Source organism: Rahnella sp. P4_A8, from assembly GCF_056402435.1.
The window spans coordinates 1-19,909 of the sequence record NZ_JBFUHK010000065.1 but is presented as its reverse complement, the minus strand read 5'-3'; the positions used below and the strand labels follow the sequence as shown (position 1 = coordinate 19,909).

Annotated in this window: 16 protein-coding genes and 1 pseudogene; 12 read left to right on the top strand and 5 right to left on the bottom strand. The window is 54.8% G+C overall.

From position 1 onward, the window contains the following. Nucleotides 1-538 (bottom strand): annotated as a pseudogene (locus AC1DUO_RS20720) (hypothetical protein); the annotation flags it as partial. Nucleotides 539-806: 268 nt separating this feature from the next. Beyond that, a complete protein-coding gene (locus AC1DUO_RS20715; RefSeq protein WP_013575619.1) occupies nucleotides 807-3,584 on the bottom strand; it encodes a flavocytochrome c in 2,778 nt (925 codons plus the stop codon). A gap of 39 nt (nucleotides 3,585-3,623) precedes the next feature. Between AC1DUO_RS20715 and AC1DUO_RS20710 the strand changes: the two genes are divergently transcribed. Together AC1DUO_RS20710 and AC1DUO_RS20705 are read left to right on the top strand one after the other, a co-directional pair. Further along, nucleotides 3,624-3,803, top strand: coding sequence for a hypothetical protein (locus tag AC1DUO_RS20710; RefSeq protein ID WP_126124183.1), 180 nt, complete (start codon nucleotides 3,624-3,626; stop codon nucleotides 3,801-3,803). 359 nt (nucleotides 3,804-4,162) lie between these two features. Next, on the top strand, nucleotides 4,163-5,674 hold the full coding sequence (locus AC1DUO_RS20705) for an anion permease (RefSeq protein WP_112198619.1): 1,512 nt from the start codon (nucleotides 4,163-4,165) through the stop codon (nucleotides 5,672-5,674). Between the two features lie 65 nt (nucleotides 5,675-5,739). Here the strand turns inward: AC1DUO_RS20705 and AC1DUO_RS20700 are convergent, their stop codons facing one another. After that, nucleotides 5,740-6,405 (bottom strand): GntR family transcriptional regulator, encoded by a 666-nt coding sequence (locus AC1DUO_RS20700; RefSeq protein WP_112152444.1) that lies wholly within the window; start codon nucleotides 6,403-6,405, stop codon nucleotides 5,740-5,742. 187 nt (nucleotides 6,406-6,592) lie between these two features. On the opposite strand from AC1DUO_RS20700, the gene AC1DUO_RS20695 reads away from it, so the two are divergent. From AC1DUO_RS20695 to AC1DUO_RS20665, 7 genes are all read left to right on the top strand, one after another. After that, a complete protein-coding gene (locus AC1DUO_RS20695; protein ID WP_015689958.1) occupies nucleotides 6,593-8,086 on the top strand; it encodes an ABC transporter substrate-binding protein in 1,494 nt (497 codons plus the stop codon). Next, nucleotides 8,083-8,928, top strand: a complete 846-nt coding sequence (locus AC1DUO_RS20690) for an ABC transporter permease (RefSeq protein ID WP_112152443.1) — start codon at nucleotides 8,083-8,085, stop codon at nucleotides 8,926-8,928. Before AC1DUO_RS20695 ends, AC1DUO_RS20690 begins: the two co-directional genes overlap by 4 nt. A 1-nt stretch (nucleotide 8,929) precedes the next feature. Continuing rightward, a complete protein-coding gene (locus tag AC1DUO_RS20685; protein WP_013575624.1) occupies nucleotides 8,930-9,844 on the top strand; it encodes an ABC transporter permease in 915 nt (304 codons plus the stop codon). After that, nucleotides 9,841-11,223, top strand: a complete 1,383-nt coding sequence (locus AC1DUO_RS20680) for a M20 family metallopeptidase (protein ID WP_112152442.1) — start codon at nucleotides 9,841-9,843, stop codon at nucleotides 11,221-11,223. The genes AC1DUO_RS20685 and AC1DUO_RS20680 overlap by 4 nt, the downstream gene beginning before the upstream one ends. 63 nt (nucleotides 11,224-11,286) lie before the next feature. Then, complete coding sequence (locus AC1DUO_RS20675; protein WP_119261675.1) at nucleotides 11,287-12,285, top strand: 1-aminocyclopropane-1-carboxylate deaminase/D-cysteine desulfhydrase; 999 nt, start codon at nucleotides 11,287-11,289, stop codon at nucleotides 12,283-12,285. A gap of 1 nt (nucleotide 12,286) precedes the next feature. Further along, the gene (locus AC1DUO_RS20670) at nucleotides 12,287-13,285 is read left to right on the top strand and encodes an ornithine cyclodeaminase (RefSeq protein ID WP_119261676.1); all 999 of its coding nucleotides are present in this window, start codon (nucleotides 12,287-12,289) and stop codon (nucleotides 13,283-13,285) included. Then, nucleotides 13,278-14,147 (top strand): sulfurtransferase, encoded by an 870-nt coding sequence (locus tag AC1DUO_RS20665; protein ID WP_013575628.1) that lies wholly within the window; start codon nucleotides 13,278-13,280, stop codon nucleotides 14,145-14,147. The genes AC1DUO_RS20670 and AC1DUO_RS20665 overlap by 8 nt, the downstream gene beginning before the upstream one ends. Here AC1DUO_RS20665 and AC1DUO_RS20660 read toward each other — a convergent pair. Beyond that, a complete protein-coding gene (locus AC1DUO_RS20660) occupies nucleotides 14,140-15,768 on the bottom strand; it encodes a dipeptide ABC transporter ATP-binding protein (protein ID WP_119261677.1) in 1,629 nt (542 codons plus the stop codon). The two genes, AC1DUO_RS20665 and AC1DUO_RS20660, sit on opposite strands and share 8 nt — an antisense overlap. Nucleotides 15,769-16,228: 460 nt before the next feature. On the opposite strand from AC1DUO_RS20660, the gene AC1DUO_RS20655 reads away from it, so the two are divergent. Further along, nucleotides 16,229-16,801 carry a cytochrome b/b6 domain-containing protein gene (locus AC1DUO_RS20655; RefSeq protein ID WP_013575630.1) on the top strand — a complete coding sequence of 191 codons (573 nt, stop codon included), beginning with the start codon at nucleotides 16,229-16,231 and terminating at the stop codon, nucleotides 16,799-16,801. Between the two features lie 564 nt (nucleotides 16,802-17,365). Here AC1DUO_RS20655 and gstA read toward each other — a convergent pair. Beyond that, nucleotides 17,366-17,971 carry a glutathione transferase GstA gene (gene gstA, locus AC1DUO_RS20650; protein ID WP_112152438.1) on the bottom strand — a complete coding sequence of 202 codons (606 nt, stop codon included), beginning with the start codon at nucleotides 17,969-17,971 and terminating at the stop codon, nucleotides 17,366-17,368. A 130-nt stretch (nucleotides 17,972-18,101) separates the two neighbouring features. Between gstA and AC1DUO_RS20645 the strand changes: the two genes are divergently transcribed. After that, entirely contained in the window at nucleotides 18,102-19,010 is a 909-nt protein-coding gene (locus AC1DUO_RS20645) for a LysR family transcriptional regulator (protein ID WP_187514409.1), read from the top strand. Nucleotides 19,011-19,123: 113 nt separating this feature from the next. Then, on the top strand, nucleotides 19,124-19,591 hold the full coding sequence (locus AC1DUO_RS20640; RefSeq protein ID WP_112152436.1) for a GNAT family N-acetyltransferase: 468 nt from the start codon (nucleotides 19,124-19,126) through the stop codon (nucleotides 19,589-19,591). Nucleotides 19,592-19,909: the final 318 nt, after the last annotated feature.

Genomic DNA, 19,909 nt, shown 5'->3' with positions numbered 1-19,909 from the left:
GTCCTACTGGTCCATAGTGATCCCAAATAGACAGGCTATAAACAATATCTGTTGGTTGCGACAAAATTAAAGGGTCTATTCCTTCACCAAACACTCGATAAAAACCAACTAAATCTGATACCAGATCTTCGCAACTGAAACCACTGTCAGTCCGCCATTTGATTAGTGAGGAATCCTGAAACGCCTCAAATCTCCATGCTGTTTTCATCATAATGGTTAAAGCAATGCGTTTTTTCAGGTTGTCACTAAGACATGAGCGCACCATTAAAGGGGCGTGAATACCAGCCCAAAGATTTGTACGCGAACTTTTATGAACTGGAGCATACATTTCCTGGTAATAATCGACAGGAAAATACCATTCTTTTAGCTCCCGGAAATATCTCACCCCTTTTTCTTTAAAAAGAATTTCTTTAAGTTTACGGGCATCTGTTCCCCGTGCATGCCCCATATCTATCCAGCCAAGAACCTTAGTGTAGACTAAACCTTTACCACGTACATTCCCTATCATGGAATTGGTAATGTCGCTGCGTTTACTCATATACCTCCATGCTATCACAGTATATTATGACAGACTGATTGAGGGGCTCCAGGTATAATAACCCTGCCAGAAAGAGTCCCTGATTAATATTTTATAATTGCAGAAGTTATAGCGCAAAACCTTGAGGTAAACAAATACAAGATTTCTATTAAATATTTTTATCAATTTATGCAGATTATGATGTTAAACTTTTCAGCTTATCGTAACCCATAAAAAAACCCACGCTCACACGTGGGTTTTTCATTTTAAAGCATTAACCTTCTGTCGCTTACCGCTTCGCCAGCGCCGCCGCATTCTTACCGGCGAGAATGCCGAAGATAATGATATCGGCGACAGCGTTACCGCCGATGCGGTTTGCGCCATGGATGCCGCCGACCACTTCGCCTGCGGCCCAGGCACCGGTGATCACCTGTTTTTGCACATCAAGCACGGCGGTATCCGGGCTGATGGTCACACCGCCCATGGTGTGATGCACGCCCGGCGCGATGCGGATAGCAAAGAACGGCCCCTGATTGAGCGGATGGCGCAGCGCAGTGGTACGTCCAAAGTCTTCATCCTTTTTCTCCACCACAAACAGATTGTAGCGCAGCAGGGTTTCCGACAACGTGTGAGGATCCATATTGAGTTTTACTGCCAGTTTCTCCGGCGTTGGCGCGCTTATCACAAAGCCTTTGGCGATATACTCGTCAGCCGCTCTGTTATTCGACCGCACCTGTTCATCGAAGATCACCCACGCACTTTTCTCCGGTAAGGCGATGATTTCAGCCGAGACTTTATCGCGGGTTTCCATCTCGTTATAGAAACGCTTTCCGGCCTGGCTGATCAGGATCGCGCCGCCGCCGCGAATGGCTTCGGAAATCAGATAAGACGTGGTCTGTTCCACCGTCGGGTGGATCTGGATTTCACCCATATCCACCGTGTCCGCGCCCAGTTTCTGTAGCAAGGCAATCCCGCTGCCGGTCGCACCCGCATGGTTGGTGGTCACAAAACCATCCAGTTCCGGGCGATATTTCACCACCATCTCGCGGTTAGCACTGAAACCGCCGGTGGCGACAATCACGCTTTTCGCATTCAGAATGCGGCTGTCATTATATTCATCCACCACTTTCACGCCGGTCACCACGCCGTTTTCGGACAGGATTTCGGCGACGGAGGTTTCAAGCAGCACTTCGATATCGCGCTTGTTGATATTTTTCACCAGGCCGCTGATCAGGAAACCACCAACGGCGGAACGATCCGCCGGACGGTGTGTACGGTCGATACTCATCCCGCCGGTGATGGTGATGTCATTCAGTTCAATCTCTTTCGCCGCCAGCCATTCGACGGCTTCCGGTGCCAGTTCCACAAACTCTCTCAGCAGCACCGGGTTGTTTTTGAACTTGCCGCCTTTCAGCGTTTCTTCATAGAACAGGTCTTTGCTGTCTTCGATGCCTTTCAGTTTCTGGAAACGGGTTTCTGCGGCGTTCATCCCGACGGAGGCTTTGATGGTATTGCCGCCGATAGTGGGCATCTTCTCGATAATCACCACATGCGCGCCTTCGTCGTGCGCCTGAATCGCTGCAGCCAGTCCTGCGCCGCCGCTGCCGATCACCACAACGTCGTAGTTTTGCGGTGCCTGCGGGTTGCCGCCTTCTTCGATGACGTGTTCTTTGCTGGAAGTTGCCAGCGCGCGGGAAACGGCTTTTTTCAGCGCCTCACTCTGGGTGGTCGCACCGGTAATGGCATCGACGTGCGGGCTGTTGGCGACCAGCATGCGCGTACGCAGGCTTTCGAAGGTGGTCGTGAAATCGACGTCCAGCGAGTCGTCTTTCACCAGCGCGATATCGGTAATACGGTCAGTGTCGAGCGTGACGCTGATTTTCAGTTTCAGCGCTTCGGCTTCGACTTTCTCCTGATACACCCCGGCTTTGTATTTACGGCCGGTGACGCTGGTGTCGCGGATCATGGCGTCAACCAGAGAGAAGCGCCACAGCGGTTCAGGGATGTTCAGTTCTTCGCGTTTATGGCTGTCGATAAACAGCTCAAGATGATCGTTATTGACGATGCGGTCAGCCCAGTCCGGATAAGCAATACAGGCTTTACCCACCGCGATCAGATCAAAACCGTATTCCAGCCCTTTTTCGGCATCAGCTTTATTGATCACGCCGCCGACGCCAATCACCGGCACTTTAGCCAGTGTTTCAGAGCGCATGGCACGGAATTTAGTGATCAGCGGCGTCGGGTCCTGCGTATCGACGATAGAGGGACGCAACAGTTGTCCGACCGAGAAATGCACATAGTCCAGCCCGCGCGCAGCGAGTTTTTCCAGCAGATACATCGTGTCGTCAAAACGGATGCCCGGCACTTCCAGCTCTTCCGGCGAAAAACGGTAGCCGATAATGAAGGAGGCGTCGGCAAAGCGCTCTGCCATTTTGTGGGTGATGTCGAGCACTTCCAGCGGGAAACGGGCGCGTTTGTCGCGGTCTCCGCCCCATTTGTCGGTGCGCTGGTTGGAATTCGGCGAGTAAAATTGCTGGATCAGATAGGTGTTTGCGCCGTGGATTTCCACACCATCGAAACCGGCTTTAATGGCGCGGTTAACGGCATCACCAAATTTGGTGATCATGGTTTCCACTTCTTCGCCGGTCAGTTCTTTTGGCCGGGTCGCGCCTTCACGGGGTGCAGCGATGGCGCTTGGGGCGACAGGCGTACGGCCGCCGATCAGCTCCGGTTCCACCATTCTGCCACCGTGGTAAATCTGTAAAATCGCTTTCGAGCCTTTGGATTTAATGGCATCGGCAATTTTCTTCAGACCGGCAATTTTGTTATCGCTGTCGATAGCGATAGCACCCGGAAACGCCGGGCCCATGCGGTCAATGAAGCAACATTCGACGATGATTGTGCCGATGCTGCCAGCACGGTCACGGTAATATTCCACCAGTTCACTGGTGACGGTACCGTCATAAAAGCCGGTGCAGGTAGTCATCGGGGCCATCAGCAGACGGTTTTTCAGTACCGCACCGTTTGGCAGCGTGAGCGGATTCAGTACCGGTGTCAGCTTATTCATTATGATCAACTCCGAAATCTGTAAGTCTTGAATTTTTCCATGACCGCATTACTTACCGTAAAAAAACTACGTTTAATTAAGCAATCCGAAGCAGGCGAATATAGAAATCTGTTAGCTAATTTATTTGCATCAGGCGATGAAATTGGCGTTATAAACGTGCTGAAAACAGGAGTTGTTTATTTATCCGACACAGAAACCCATGCCACCTTCAATTGTTAATGATGAGTTGACAAAAATCAACATTAGAATAACATAAAAAATCTCACCTTCAAAATCATAGAGTTGACTGCAACAACTGGCGTTTACGCAAATTTACTCTACATTCACTTAAACGGATTATTTCGATAAATAAATAACCACACTTATTGTAATGATACCGTATTGATATAAGTGAATGTATTGCGTCATTCAGGCTAAGAATAAAAGTAACATCTTAATTTCGTCACAGTGGACCCGCTGTCATTGCGTACCGCTTAACGCATTTAAGTTCGAAAGAAATTAATGGTTTTCCGAATCAGAACACCATCTTTGATAACCGTGGCGTAACGCTCACACTCAATTACGGGCAGACAAAATTTATGAAACCCACATCGACATTGAATGTTCCCGGCAAGGCCGATCCGGCCTCCGGGGGACTAAAAAAACGTCTGATTATGTTGTTCCTGCCGGTGCTGGTGGCGGTGCTTTTACTGCTGACGCCGGTCCCCGCCGGGCTTGAACCCTATGCGTGGCATTTCTTCGCCATCTTTGTCGGCGTGATTGTCGGCCTGATTTTCGAGCCCTTGCCCGGCGCCGTGATCGGCCTGACCGGCGTGGTGGTGATCGCCCTCTTCAGTCAGTGGCTGTTATTCAGCCCGGAAGAAATCGCCAACCCGAAATTTAAAATGCCCACCGAGGCGTTCAAATGGGCGGTGAGCGGCTTCGGCAACTCGACGGTCTGGCTTATTTTTGGCGCGTTTATGTTTGCCGCAGGATATGACAAAACGCAGTTTGGTCGCCGTCTGGCGCTGATTCTGGTGAAATATCTTGGCCGTCGCAGCCTGACATTAGGTTACGCCATTACCTTTGCGGATCTGTTGCTGGCACCTTTCACGCCGTCCAATACCGCACGCAGCGGCGGAACCATTTACCCGATCATCGCCAACCTGCCGCCGTTATACGGCTCCAAACCCAATGATCCGAGTGCGCGCAAAATCGGTTCTTATCTAATGTGGGTGGCGATTACCGCCGCGTGTATCACCAGTTCGATGTTCCTGTCGGCGCTGGCCCCGAACCTGCTGGCACTGGCGCTGGTGAAAAGTATCACCGGCTTTACGATTTCCTGGGGTATGTGGTTCCTGGCGTTCCTGCCGCTGGGGGTGCTGCTGATCCTGACCATGCCTTTGCTGGCCTACTGGTTCTATCCGCCGGAAGTGAAGATTAATGACGAGGTGCCGCGCTGGGCGAAAAGCGAACTCGACAAACTGGGTAAGCTGTCGCGTAACGAAATCCTGCTGCTGATCTTTGTGTGTTCTGCGCTGCTGATGTGGATTTTTGCCGCTGCGTGGATTGAACCCGCGCTGGCTGCGTTGCTGGTCGTGGTGCTGATGCTGTGGACCGGCGTGCTGAACTGGAACGATATCACCAGTAATAAACCGGCCTGGAACACCTTCGCGTGGTTTGCGACGCTGGTCGCGCTGGCGGATGGTCTGGCCCGCGTTGGTTTTATTGCCTGGCTGGGTAAAGAAGGCGGTCAGTTACTCGACGGATTCGACCCGCAGGTCGCCGCTGTTATGCTGCTGATTGCGTTCTTCCTGCTGCACTACCTGTTCGCCAGTACCACGGCGCATACCACCGCGCTGTTACCGGCGATGCTGACCATTGCGGCGGCTATCCCGGGCATCAATATGCCGGTTTACTGCCTGATGATGGTGACCTCGCTGGGCGTGATGGGGATCATCACCCCGTACGGCACCGGCCCTAGCCCGATTTATTACGGCAGCGGCTATCTGCCAACCAAAGATTACTGGCGCCTCGGTACCATCTTCGGCGCGATTTTCCTCGGCGGCATGATGCTGATTGCCTATCCGTGGATGGTGCTGATGTTCTGATGAACGCCCCTGCCAGACTGCGTGTTGCAGTCTGGCAATGCCTCCTGACTCCCGGCAACCGCCCGTCACTCCTGTAGAAAATAATGCTTACCGAGAATGGCTGCGCCGTCATCAATCGATTTGTGGATAAGCTTCACGCAGCGTTTAACATCGCCCGCTTCCAGCGCCACCAGCAGTTGATCGTAATTATGCTGGCCCTGCGCCATATGCGGTGACTGCGGATAAAGATAGTTAAAACACGGACCAATCTGCACCCACAACTGCTCAATCAGCGCGGTCAGCGTGGGCATCGCGGCCATTTCATACAGAGTGAAACGAAACTCCCGGTTAGCCTCTAAAGCATCCTCAACGTTATTTTCCACTTTCGCCGCCATAAATCGGGTATTCAGCGTTTTCAGTAAAGCGAGGTGTTGCGCAGTGATCTGCCCGCAGGCTTGCGATACCGCCAGCCCTTCAAGATTTTTGCGGATAAGGGTGATTTCCTGATACCGCGCCAGCGCAATTTTAGGCACCAGAAAAGCCTGTGCCGGCGTCGCATCAAGCGCGCCCGCCGACACCAGACGCAGCAACGCTTCGCGCACCGGCGTCACGCTGGTACCCAGTTTTTCAGCAATTTCTTTGGTCACCAGCCGCGCGCCCGGTTTGAGTACGCCGACAATTAATGCCCCTTTCAGTTTGGCCTCCACCTGCATAGTGAGGCTGACACGCTGCGCTTTTTCCATCTCAAACATCTGACGTTTTCCTTTAGCAAAATAATGGCTTTTCTTTTGCGGTTTAATCTGTAGCTTGCCAAAAATACATTATATAGGATATATCATGTATTAAGGAATTGAATACTGATTGACCGTTTTTGTGACGCACAACCTTCACGTTAATTCCGTCAACTCTTCTGGCGGCTTCACTTTGGGAATGACCGTAATGAGAATACCTGCCTTTAAACCGGCTTCACTGGCCCTGCTTATCAGCCTGACAACACCGGCTGCTTTCGCCTCTGAACTGGTGATCGCCCAGCCAGCTTCCGCCACGGCGATGGATCCGGGTTTCCTGAAAGAGTCTGCCACACTGGTGGATAACCTCTTTGATACGCTGGTGCTGCGCGACGCCAATATGCAGTTGCAACCGGGGCTGGCGACAAGCTGGAAATCACCCGATGATACCACCTGGGAGTTCACCCTGCGTCAGGGTGTGAAGTTCAGCGACGGCGAGCCGGTCAATGCGCAGGCGGTGAAATTCTCTATCGACCGTATTCTGGATCCTGCGAATCACGCGCCGACCATTTCGTATATCCGCACCATCAAATCCGTGGAAGTTACCGGCGATTATCAGGTGAAAATCCACACCACCGGCCCCGACCCGCTGCTGCCAACCCGCATGAGTCGCTACCCGACCTATATTGTGCCACCGGCGTATGTCACCAAAGTCGGTGCTGCGGAATTTGCCCGCAAACCGGTGGGTTCCGGCGCGTACACCCTCACCGCATTTATTCCCGATGAAAAAGTGGTGATGCAGGCCAATCCGGATTACTGGCGCGGCAAGCCCGCCATCGATACCGTCACCTGGCGTCCGATCCCGGAGGCCACCGGGCGCATCACCGCCCTGCTGACCGGCGAAGTACAACTGGTTGATGGCGTACCGGCCGATCTGGTGCCGGCGCTGAAAAATAAACCGGGCGTGCATCTCGAACAGGTAAAAAATGGCGGACTGACCATTTACCTCGGACTGAAGAACGACCAGAAACCGCTGAATGATGTGCGCGTCCGTCAGGCGTTATCACTGGCGCTGAACCGCACGGCCTATACCCGCGATTTACTGCACGGTTTCGGCACGCCGACCGGCACCATGGCCGGACCGAAAGATTTTGGCTATGAGGCGATCCCTGCACCGGCGCAGGACATCGCCAAAGCCAAAGCGTTACTGGCAGAAGCGGGCTATCCGCAAGGCTTCACCCTGCGCTTCCAGGCACCCCGCCGTTATATTGCCAGTGCAGACGTCGCCCAGGCGATTGTGCAGGATCTGGCAGCCATCGGCGTGAAAGCGCAACTCGAAGTGCCGGAATGGTCGGTCTATACCCAGCAGGTCGCGGCGCAGAAACAGGCACCGATGTACATGCTGGCGTGGGGATCAACACAGACGCTGGACGCCGATGCCGCGCTTTATCCGATCCTGCACTCCGGCGAGCCGTATTCTACGGTGAATTCGCCTGAACTGGATGCCCTGCTGAACAGCAGCCGTACCACGGTCGACCCGGCCAAGCGTGAGAAGATTTTGCAGCAGATACAGCAGGTTGTCGCCAGTCAGCAACCGCTTATTCCGCTGTACAAAGAAGATTCCCTGTATGCCAGTGCCGACAACGTGACCTTCACCGGCCGCGCCGATTCGCGGATCCCGCTGTTTGACCTGAGGATGAAATGATTTCACTGCGTACAACCCTGCAAAGGAAATCCCGCCGCCGGTTTTACGGCGACGGGCTCCTCGGCGGACTGTTGCTGCTACTGGTGATTGTTCCGGCGCTGCTGGCGCCGTGGCTGCCCCTGCCGGATCCGCTGACCAATGATCTGGCTGCGGCCTTTTCCTCGCCGGGCGGCCATCATCTGCTGGGCACCGATCAACTGGGGCGCGATTTGCTGTCGCGTATTTTATCCGGTACGCGGCTTTCGCTGATGGTGGTGTTGCTGGCAGCGTTAATTGCGGCGGTGACGGGCTCGGCGCTGGGCATGATTGCCGGTTATACCGGCGGCTGGCTCGACGCGCTGATCATGCGCCTGATGGACATCCAGCTGGCGGTGCCGTTCATCCTGCTGATCTTACTGGTGATGGCGCTGTTCGGCGCGTCACTCACCAATATCATTGTGATCATGGGCGTGACCAGTTGGGCGATTTATGCCCGTGTCGCCCGTGCCAAAACGCTGGAAATCCGCGAGCTGGAATTTATTGAATCGGTCAAAGCCATGGGATTTTCCACCCCGCGCATTTTGCTGCGCCACGTGCTGCCCAATCTGATGACCCCGCTGATCGTGCTGCTGACGCTGGATATTCCGCGCCTGATCGTGCTGGAAGCGTCGATTGGTTTTCTCGGCATGGGCATTCAGCCGCCGACGCCGACGCTCGGTAATCTGATCGGCGAAGGCCGTTCTTATATGCTGCTCGCACAGTGGCTGGTGCTCTGGCCGGGGCTGGTGATTGCCGCACTGGTGATTGGCTGCAACCTGCTCGGCGACAGCCTGCTGCGTAAAACCCACACGAGGCTCGACTGATATGCTGCGTTATATCTTGCAACGCCTCGGGCAGTCAGTGCTGGTGATGTTTGGTGTGTCACTGCTGATTTTTTACAGCCTGCACCTGACCGGCGATCCGGCTGCGGTCATGATGCCGCCGGGCTCCAGCCAGCAGGAAATCGACAATTTCCGCCACAGCATGGGCTTTGACCGTTCACTGACGTGGCAGTACTGGCATTATCTGACCGGTGTTTTACAGGGCGATCTGGGCGAATCACTGCGCTACAGCCAGCCGGTCACCGAACTCATCGGCCAGCGCGTTCCCGCCACCCTGCTGCTGGCCATTACCGCGTTACTCTGGAGTACCGTCGCCGGTTTGCTGCTCGGTATCGTCAGCGCGTTATATCAGAACACGCTATGGGATCTGGTCTCACGCCTGCTGGCCTTCAGCGGTCAGGCGGTGCCGGTGTTCTGGCTTGGCCTGCTGCTGATCATCGCCTTCAGCCTGAACCTGCGCTGGTTGCCGTCCGGCGGTTATGGCAGCGCCAGTCAGCTGGTGATGCCTGCCATCAGCCTCGGCGCGTATTATATGAGCGCCATTGCGCGGCTGATCCGCGCCAGCCTGATTGACGTTCTGCAACAAGATTACATCCGTACCGCCCGCGCCAAAGGGCTGAGCCGCTGGCGGATTGTGGTTCGCCACGGTTTACGCAATGCGCTGATCCCGGTCATTACAGTGCAGGGAATGTATTTCGCCTCGCTGCTTGGCGGTGCGCTGGTGACCGAAATCATTTTTGCCTGGCCGGGTATTGGTCGCCTCGCCGTTCAGGCGATCCAGAACCGTGATTTCCCGCTGGTACAGGCCATTGTGCTGCTTGCTGCATTGGTGTTTGTCGGCATCAACCTGATTATCGATTTGCTCTATGTGGTACTCAATCCGAGGATCCGCCTGTGACACATCCCGTTCCCCCTGCGCTGCAACCGACGCTCGATTTACTCAAGGCGATGACGCCGTTCGCCAGTGTTTCCGGCCAGCTCAGCCCGCAGCGCGAACTGGCACAGTGGCTGGAAGACTGGATCCGCCAGAATCTGCACGGTGTGCCGGTATTGCCGGTCAGCCAGCAGAACGACGACAACACGCCGCCGCTGGTGCACATGCGCATTGAGCATCAGGCGGCAAAAACGCTGGTGCTGTACAACATGTACGACGTGATGCCTGCCACGGACGAAGGCTGGGAATTCCCGCCCTTCACCGGCGGTATTACCGAATGGCCGGGCACCGGTGCGGTGTATATCGCACGCGGCGCAGAGAACAATAAAGGGCCACTGGCAGGCATGCTGATGGCGATAAAATCGCTGTGTGACGCAGGCGGGCCGGACGTTAATCTCGAGATCATTCTCGAAGGCGAGGAAGAAACGGGCAGTGGCCGGTTACGGCGTTACCTGGCGCAGGAACCCTGTCCGGTGCCGTCCGCCGGGGCGGTATTTTTCCCTTCGCTGTGTGAATACGGCGGCGGCGCACCTCGCGTGTATCTCGGTTTCAGCGGACTGAGCGGCGGCCGTTTACGGGTCAGCGGCGGCGCATGGGGTGGCCCTCACGCGGCTATCCATGCCAGTAACGCCAACTGGATTGCCAATCCCGTCTGGCGGCTGGTTCATGCCCTTCATGCCATTGCACCCGCCGAAAACAGCGGCGTCATCGCCCGTCAGACGGTGGATGAACCGGCAAACCGGCTGCTGCATACCCTGGCGCAACAGTTCAGCATCAGCGATGAACTGCACTTTCGCCGCAGTGAAAAATTATCGGTCAGCGGCGATACGCTGGCCTGCCTGCAACAACTGATCAACGGCGCGGTGCTCAACATTTCAGAAATCTGCAGTGATCCGCAACAGGCACGGGGCGTGATCCCGCACAGCGCCAGCGCGGAACTCGCGCTGCGCGTACCGCCGGGCATTGACGGTGAAAACCTGCTGGCGGCAATCCGCCAGACGCTCAGCCGGGCGGAATTCGACGGCGTGGAACTTGAGCTGGACGACAGTTACCCCGGCCACCGTTTCCCGCGCAACAGCCCCGGCGTCGATGCCCTGCTCGCCAGCTATCAGGCTCAGGGCGCGCAACCGCAGGTCTGGCCGTGGGCACCCGGCTGCGCACCGGCGTATACCTTTGCCCGCATCGCACCGGCCTTTCTGATTGGCGGCCTCGGCCACGGCGGCAATGCGCACGGCGTGAATGAATTTGTCACCCTGCGCGGGCTGGAACGCTTTCAGCAATCCGTCACCGACTGGATCCGTTTTTACGCCCGCGACACCCCTTTTTCTGCTTTGCCGGAATAATCCGGCGAGGCTTTGCGTCAACATCCGGGAATGTTTTAAAAGATAATCACCAGGAAAATTATGATGAAACAAGCAGATAATTTTGAACGTGTTTCACTGGGATTCTTCCCCACACCGCTCGAACGCCTGAGCACACTCGGCGACTCACTCGGCATCACGCTGGATATCAAACGTGATGATTACACCGGCTTCGGCGGCGGCGGTAATAAAGTCCGCAAACTGGAATATCTGATGGCCGATGCCTGCCGCAAGCAGGTCAATGTGGTTATCACCACCGGCGGGCATCAGTCCAACCATGCCCGGATGGTGGCGGCGGCGGCGCGTAAGTTCGGCATGAAACCGGTGCTGGTGCTGCGCGGCCATCAGCCGGAAACCTATCAGGGCAATCTTCTGCTCGATAAGCTGTTCGGCGCGGAGCTGGAGTTTCTCGATCCTGACGGCTATTTCACCCAGATTGAAGGGGCGATGAATGCCCATGCCGACGCGGCACAGGAACGCGGTGAAAAAGCGCTGATTATCCCGCTCGGCGGCGCCACGCCGCTCGGCGCATTGGGTTATGTGCGCGCTATCGAAGAAATGGACGCCCAGCTTAAAGAACGTCATCAGTTGCCGCCTGACGTGATTGTCGCGCCGACCGGTTCCGGCGGTACGCTGGCCGGGCTGTATGTCGGCGCACGTAAATACTGGCCGGACACCAAAATCGTGGGTATCAGCGTCAGTGCCAAAGCGGAATGGTTCCGGACACGTATTTCCGCCATGGCGCAGGATTGTGCTGATTTGCTGGAATGGCCGCAACACTGGACGCCTGACGATATCTGGATTGAAGACGAATTTGTCGGCACCGCCTACGGCGTGCCGTCTGACGGCGGCATTGATGCCATCTACCGCGTTGCGCAGGCCGAAGGTTTGCTGCTGGATCCGGTCTACACCGGCAAAGCCATGCACGGGCTGATCAGTCTGGTGGAGCAAGGCAAAATCAGCGCCGGTTCACGGGTGATTTTCGTGCACTGTGGCGGCTCACCGGCGCTGTATCCGTTTGCACAGACCTTGCTGGAGCACTGAGATGACGCAGGGTTTTCGCTATCTGAATCAGCGGGATGTCATGGCGCTCGGCGGTACGCAGGCGCAGGCCGCGCTGGATGATGTACGTGACGTTGTCACCTTAATGCGCCAGCAACAGACGCAGATGCCAGCGGAAACCCACGTCAGTCTTGCTGGTGCGCGGGGAAAAGCCTACGCGCTCCCCGCCTGCGTAGGCGGTCGTTTCAATGCCGCTGGCGTGAAATGGACGGCACATCGCCCCGATGCCCACGACGGGCTGCCGCAGGCGATGGCGATGACGCTGATTAACCGCGCAGATAACGGTCTGCCACTCGGGCTGGTGGAAAGCGCCGCGCTGACTGCCGCCCGCACCGCTGCCGTCTCGGCGCTGGCGTTACGCCATGCCGCACCGCGTCCCGTACAGCGCATTCTGCTGCTTGGCACCGGCGTGCAGGCCACGGCGCATCTCGATATGCTGCGTCAGCTTTTCCCGGACCTGCAACAGGTCAGCTGGTGGAGCCGCAGCGCATCTGCTTTTGTCCCAGACAGCGACAACCTGCCGTGGCCGCTGGTCCGAATCACCGGTTTACCGCACGCCTGCGCACAAGACATCGACGCCGTAATCACCTGCACCAGCGCCGCCGAACCGCTGCTGGGCGCGGAGGCAATCCGCCCCGGAAGGCTGGTTATTCAGGTGGGTTATCACGAAGTCGCGTTTGAGGCGATTGCCCTCGCCACAAAAGTGGTGGTCGATTTGTGGGGAGATTTCTGCGAAACCAGCGCCAAAAGCCTCTTCCAGATGTACCGCGCCGGGCAATTTTCGCCGGATCGCGTTGATGCTGATTTAAGCAATCTGCTGCTCGATGGCTGGCGACCTGCGCCGGATGACAGTGTGTATTTCTCCTCGTTTGGCCTCAACGTTTTCGACATCGCCCTGGCGGCCCGCGTGCTGGCACTCGCGCAGCAGCGGCGAACCGGCACGCTGTTACCGCTTTTTCCGGAGTCATTTTACCTTGCCTGATTACTCTGCTTTCCCCTTGCCGCGCATCATTATCAGCGCCGCAGAGCTGCGTGAACGCCAAAAAAATGGCGAACAGTTCGCGCTGATTGATGTGCGTGAGATCGCTCAGTGGCAGGCCGCAACCCTGCCGGGCGCGCATCATCTGAATGTTTATGATTACTTTATTCCCGACAGCACTGAAGCCGGTGTGAACAGCCTGTTCAATGCCTTTCAGCGTGCCTGGCAGTCGCTGGACATCCGTGACAACGTCACACCTGTTTTCTTTGAACAACAGGTCGGCATGCGCTCCCCGCGCGGTGCGTGGTTTGCGCTGTGCGGCGGCGTCTGCCAGCCGCTGGTGCTCGATGGCGGGCTGGATGCCTGGCAACGCGCAGGCGGCGAGCTGATGCCGGGAACCGGCAACAGCGCAGTGATAAGCGCAGAAAATCCGGATTACCGTGCGCCAGACAGTACGGTGATCGCGCAACTTAATTCGCTGACGGCCACGCGGACGGAAGTGCTTGCGGCACAGGCGTCCGGCGCACAGATTCTGGACGCCCGGCGTCCGTCAGAATTCAGCGGTGAATTTGCGCATGAATGCTGCCACCGGGCAGGAAGAATTCCCGGTGCAAGATTGCTGTTCTGGGAGGATGTGGTGCATAACGGCGCGTTTCAGGATGCCGGAGAAATCCGCCATCGCGCGGAGAAAGCCGGACTGCATCCCGACCGGGGGATCATTATTTATTGTCACCGGGGCGCACGTGCCGCCACGGTATTCACCGCCCTGCAACTGGCGGGTTACAGGCAACTGGCCATTTATGTCGGATCCTGGCATGAATGGGCGGAACATCCTGAACTGCCCCTGCTGACGGGTTTTAACTGACGTTGCGCAGTTGCAACGCCTGCCTGATATCCGGCGCTGCCGCCAGTAAAGTTTGCGTATACGCGTGCTGCGGCGCGCCCAGCACCTGCGCCGTAAGCCCGCTCTCCACAATGTTACCGTGATAAAGCACCACCACGCGGTCGCACACCTGTTTTACCGCAGCGAGATCATGGCTGATAAACAGCACGGTCAGGCCGAGTTGTCGCCGGAGCTCATCCAGCAATGCCAGGATCTGCCCGCGAACCGAGAGATCTAACGCCGACACGGCTTCATCCGCCACCAGCAGTTCCGGTTCTAACGCCAGCGCACGGGCAATCGCCACGCGCTGACGCTGACCGCCGGAAAATGCGCCGGGCAACCGGCTGGCGTGGTGCGCTTCCAGCCCCACCAGCGTGAGTAATTCATCTACCCGCGCCTGAATCTGCCCGGCAGGACGCAATTTCCAGACACGAAGCGGCTCAGCAATTTGCTCACCGATGGTCATTTTAGGGTTCAGACTGGCGTACGGATCCTGGAAAATTATCTGTGCGCGGCTGCGCATTTTCTGCCGCGTGGCGTGACTGGCGCGGGTCAGGGAAACGCCATCAAATTCGATATCACCGCTGTCAGTTTCCGTCAGGCCAATGATCGCCCGCCCCAGCGTGGTTTTCCCCGAACCGGATTCGCCGATCAGCCCCAGAATTTCGCCGCGACGGATATCCAGCGACGTCGGAAAAAGCACCGTTTGCCGTTTTGCCGGAATGAAAGGTAAACGCTGCGCCTGCGGATAGCTTTTGGTCAGTTCACGCAAACGCACCAGCGGCGATGCCGCGCTGATTTCTGCGCTGAACGGACGCGGTTCAGGCTGGGAAGCGGCGATCAGTTTGCGGGTGTAAGGTTCCCGCGGATCGGTCAGCAGTGTTGCCACCGGCCCTGCTTCCACCAGATTTCCCTGATGCATGACGTAAGCGCGGTCAGCGTAACGCGCCACCACGCTCAGGTCGTGGGTGATCAGCAGCACGCCCATCTCCATTTCCTGCTGCAATTCCAGCAGCAACGCCAGAATCTGTGCCTGAATGGTGACATCCAGCGCAGTGGTCGGCTCATCGGCAATCAGCAGCGACGGCTTACAACTGATGGCGCTGGCAATCATGACCCGCTGGCGCATGCCGCCGGAAAGCTGGTGGATATACTGTTTCGCCCGTTGCTCAGGATTCTGGATCCCGACCCGATCCAGCAAAGCGATGGCCTCACGGTGCGCCTGTTTCCAGCCCAATCCCAGATGGCGCACCAGCACTTCAGCTATCTGTTCACCGACTTTCAGCACCGGATTCATGCTGGTCATCGGTTCCTGAAAAATCATCCCCAGCCGTTTACCGCGCACAGCCGTGTCAAACGCGCCCTGCGGGCTGGCAATCTGTTTATCAGCCAGCCAGATTTCACCGCCCGTCATACTCACACCCGGCGGCAGCAATCCCATCAGCGCCAGCGAACTCAGCGTTTTACCGGAACCGGATTCCCCCACCAGCGCCACCATTTCACGGCAATTCACCTGCAGGGAAAGCGGTTTGACCAGCGGTAATCCGGCATCGGTATGAATGGCGAGGTGGCGAACGTCGAGCAAGGGTCTGGCAGTCGTCATGGCGGTGATCCGGCGAAGAATTAAGCATTGAGAATATATCGTATATTCTCAGCCGACAACCTTAAAGACCGCCGTCGATAGATTAATTTCTGCTAATTAATCATGATTTATCAGGGTTTCACCCTCAGTCACAAAAACCTGCCGGCTGCCTGCCGGAGGGATTCGCAGAAAAGGCAGGTTAAGGGTATGCATGAGGAAATAATGTCGTCGGGCTGAAATGACAGCAACCGGGGGGCGTTATTTGCCAGATAGCATAAATAATCCCGGCAAAATGCGTTTGGCCATGGGTTCAGTTAATAGGCCAAAATGCCGATGGTAATAATAATAGTTATCACTTCTCAATATTTATTGCCACGTTGACGGAATGAGAACGTGCTGGCAAATAATTTTAAAATTAAGGTTAAGCTAATAATTCTTTCGTAAGATTCAGAATGTCGATCAATCCATTAAGGCAATCGCTATGAAATCACGAATTTGGAATATGTTACCCCATGAGTACGCCCCTTTTTTTCGTGCCCTGCACATCGTTGTGGCACTTTTAATACTTTCACAAATTATCAACTCCAACTTTACTGAAACTGAAGCGCTTGCCGGGCATGGCCTGGACAGCGTGATAACCTGGGTGCATGTAATTTCCGGGTCAGGGCTGATTATCTGTGGCTTCCTGATGCTTGGCTGGATGATGACCCAGAGAGGTTTTACTTACTATTTTGCCTGGGCTAAGCTGGATTTTGAGGGTATTAAACAAGATATCAATACGCTGATGAAATATCGCTTACCTGAAGCCCATTCCGGTGGCATTGCCAGTACTATTCAGGGGCTTGGTGTTCTGGCGTTATTATGCGTAGCCATATCGGGTGGATTATGGTTCTTACTCAATACTGTTGAATCTGATTTAGCGGATAAAATTATCGGGTGGCATAAGTTCCTTACTACTTTTATTGAAGTCTATTTTTATGCGCACGGTGCAATGGGGATTTTACACCTGTTAATTGAACGATATAAAAACCACTCACCGGCTATTAATGATTAACTTATTGCAGGCTGAGTCATGACATTTAATCATTTTTAATGATGTGATATCGCCTTTGGCGCGAAAAGCCACGCTCGCTGGGGTTGGCCGCGGATGAGGCGATCTCCTGTCGTTTATTACCCCCCCTGAATGCGCAATTATTGTTCCGGCCTGAATGCATCAGGCCTCAAGAGACCTCCGGGCAAATGCTGTCTGTCAAACCTGCTCCACCGTACCGGGGCTTCCTGAAGCCGTAACGCGACCAGATTCCCCCGTTCTGCCCGCGAAAGTCTCGCGCTGGCCGCAGAGTTCTAAATCTCTTTCACCCGGGACGAGTCGTACACCTCCTGGGCCCGTTCCATTTCTGCTCCATGCTCCAGCGCCCATTCGTACAATGCAATAAACGTGAGAATTAAAATCGACCATTTATTAGTGATGTTTTCAAGAACAGGACGGGTTTTAGCTGTAACGTCCGCTCTGGCACTAAACGAACGCCCCACAAAAAGGATGTCACTGGGCAGCGGGAAGCGGATCTTTTACTTTGCACCTGTCAGACATTTGCATCCGCCATAAGCTTTATCGGGCTTATTGAGATGCTTCTGCAAGTAAGGCAGCCTGCACGGCAGGACGCGCATTGATATTTGCCATATACGCCGTTAATACAGGCCAGCGATTCAGTTCGATGGAAAAGAATTTACACCAACCCAGCACGGTGAAAAGGTAAGCATCAGCAACGCTGAACGAGGGGCCCGTCAGATAGGCTTTTTCATTGAGCGTATCCTGCAGAAAATCGAACCGCCGGAAGAGCTTTTCACGAAAGATCGTTCTGACGTCTTCAGGCAATGTGGAGTTGAACAGCAGTGCGGACCCCGCATGTATTTCACTGGTGATAAAGTTTAGCCATTCCTGCAGACGCACTCGCGCCCAACTGTCCGCTCGCGGTGCCAGCCCCCTTTCCGGCTTCAAGTCAGCGAGGTATTGCACAATGGCCGGCCCTTCAGTGAGTATCTGGCCATTGTCCAGTTCCAGCGCGGCGACATAGCCTTTTGGATTAATGATACGGAAGTCACGTCCGTCTGCGGTGAGTTTGCTTCTGTTGTCCACTTTGACCAGTTCAAATTCAAGCCCGAGCTCACGCAACACGATGTGGGGTGAAAGCGAACAGGTGTCAGGGGCGTAATAAAGTTTCATGGTCTCTCCGATAAAATTGAAAAGCTTTTTAGCAATGTGCTGGCCGTTCCTGAACACACTGTGCGTAATGTGTCTCGTGCTGTAAAATTAATGATTCATAAATTAACTATTAGCTGAGCTACTGATACCTATGATGAATCTTTTGCACTGGCGTTTACTGGTCGCCGTGGCGGATGCCAGCAATATCTCACGCGCCGCTGAAGAGGTGGGAATGACTCAGTCCGGCGCCAGTCAGGCTATCGCTCAGTTAGAGGCTTCACTTGGGTTCCCGGTGTTCACGCGTGAGCGTCGACACATCGGCGTCACCGCGCTGGGTGAGCAGGTTATCGAACAGGCAAGGATAATGCTTGAACGGCTGAACGCCATCCGCGTGCTGGCTGATGAGAGCCGCGGTTTAAAGGGCGGACGCATTCGCCTCGCCAGTTTTCCCTCGGTGACGTCCACATTTTTGCCTGGGCTGCTGCGCGACTTTAAGCGTCTGCATCCGGGCATCGACGTGGTGGTACTGGAAGGTACAGACGAGGAAGTGGAGGAATGGATTGCAGCAGACACTGTGGATCTGGGTGTGGTCATGAATCCCGAACCGGGACGAGCAGACGTTGTATTGGGACAGGATGCATGGGTGGCGGTCATGCCATCCCGTCATCCGCAGGGACAGAATGCAAAGGCGGATGGCATAACGCTAGAGGCACTGGCAGGCCAACCCTTTATTCTCGCGACAGGCGGATGTGTCGTTAATGGAAAAAGTCTGATGGAGCAGGCAGGCTTGCAGCTCTCTGATGTACGCGTAAAAGTACGGGATTGGGTCAGCGCCTGCATGCTGGTGCGTGAAGGCATGGGTGTGACGCTGATTCCGGAATCTGCCCTGCCAGCTGAATTGCGAGCCCTGTGCGTGCTGCCGGTGACACCTTCTATACACCGTGAATTTTGTCTTGTTTGTTCGCCATCCGGAAAGTCTTCTGGTGCGACACAGGCATTACTGCAAGGGCTGCGTAAAAGAGGATGTACACATTTTGATTATTCTATCCAGTGTCAGTAACCTGGCAGTTGCAACGTCGAACTGGCGGCGCTAATCCGACGTTAATGAGTCACAAAGCTGCACAGCCTGTTATGTTGCACATCTTAGTGGCAGCCGAGCTTCAAGGAGTTTAGATGAGCAAATCGCCTGACATCACCGTTGGGTTCCGCCGCGCGGAAGAAAATGATGCGGAATTGGTTCGTGAGATAGTTCTTGCGGCCTATTCCAAATGGATTTCGGTCATTGGTCGTGAACCGACCCCGATGAAGGCCGATTTTAATAAAGTCGTCCGTGAGCATGACATTGACCTGGCCATTGTTGCAGGGGATGTCGTCGGCCTCATCGAAATATGTCTCCATGCTGATCATCTTTGGATAGAAAATGTTGCGGTACATCCTCACCGGCAAGGAATTGGAATCGGCCGGAGATTACTGTCGCATGTTGAAAGTAAAGCAGCTCAAGCGGAGATTGGGGAAATTCGCCTGCAGACGAACGAAGCATTCGAGGCGAACATTGCATTATATGCGGCGCTAGGATATGAAATCGATAGACGTGAACCATTCATGGGTGGAAAGACCGTCTTTATGAGCAAAAAATTGTAGCGGTTACTAACACTGCCCCGAAACAAAGATTTCTTGAATCATTTTAAGGTGCATAGCTACTCAGACCTATCCGCTAAAGGATCAAGGGCAGCTTTGAGCGAAAAAAGGACGTTTAAGTGTTCTGACATTAGTAGTAAATCTATAATGACGGCCCATTTGAAATGGGTGTTTCCAATATTATAATTGATTCAAAATTCTTTTTTAATTATGACGTCATATGAATCTAAAGCGACTTGATAATTAGAAAACATCTGATTGACTGCCCAGTTAAGTGAAGAGAATTCAACCAGCGCTTTTGTGAAAGTATGAGAGTAAATT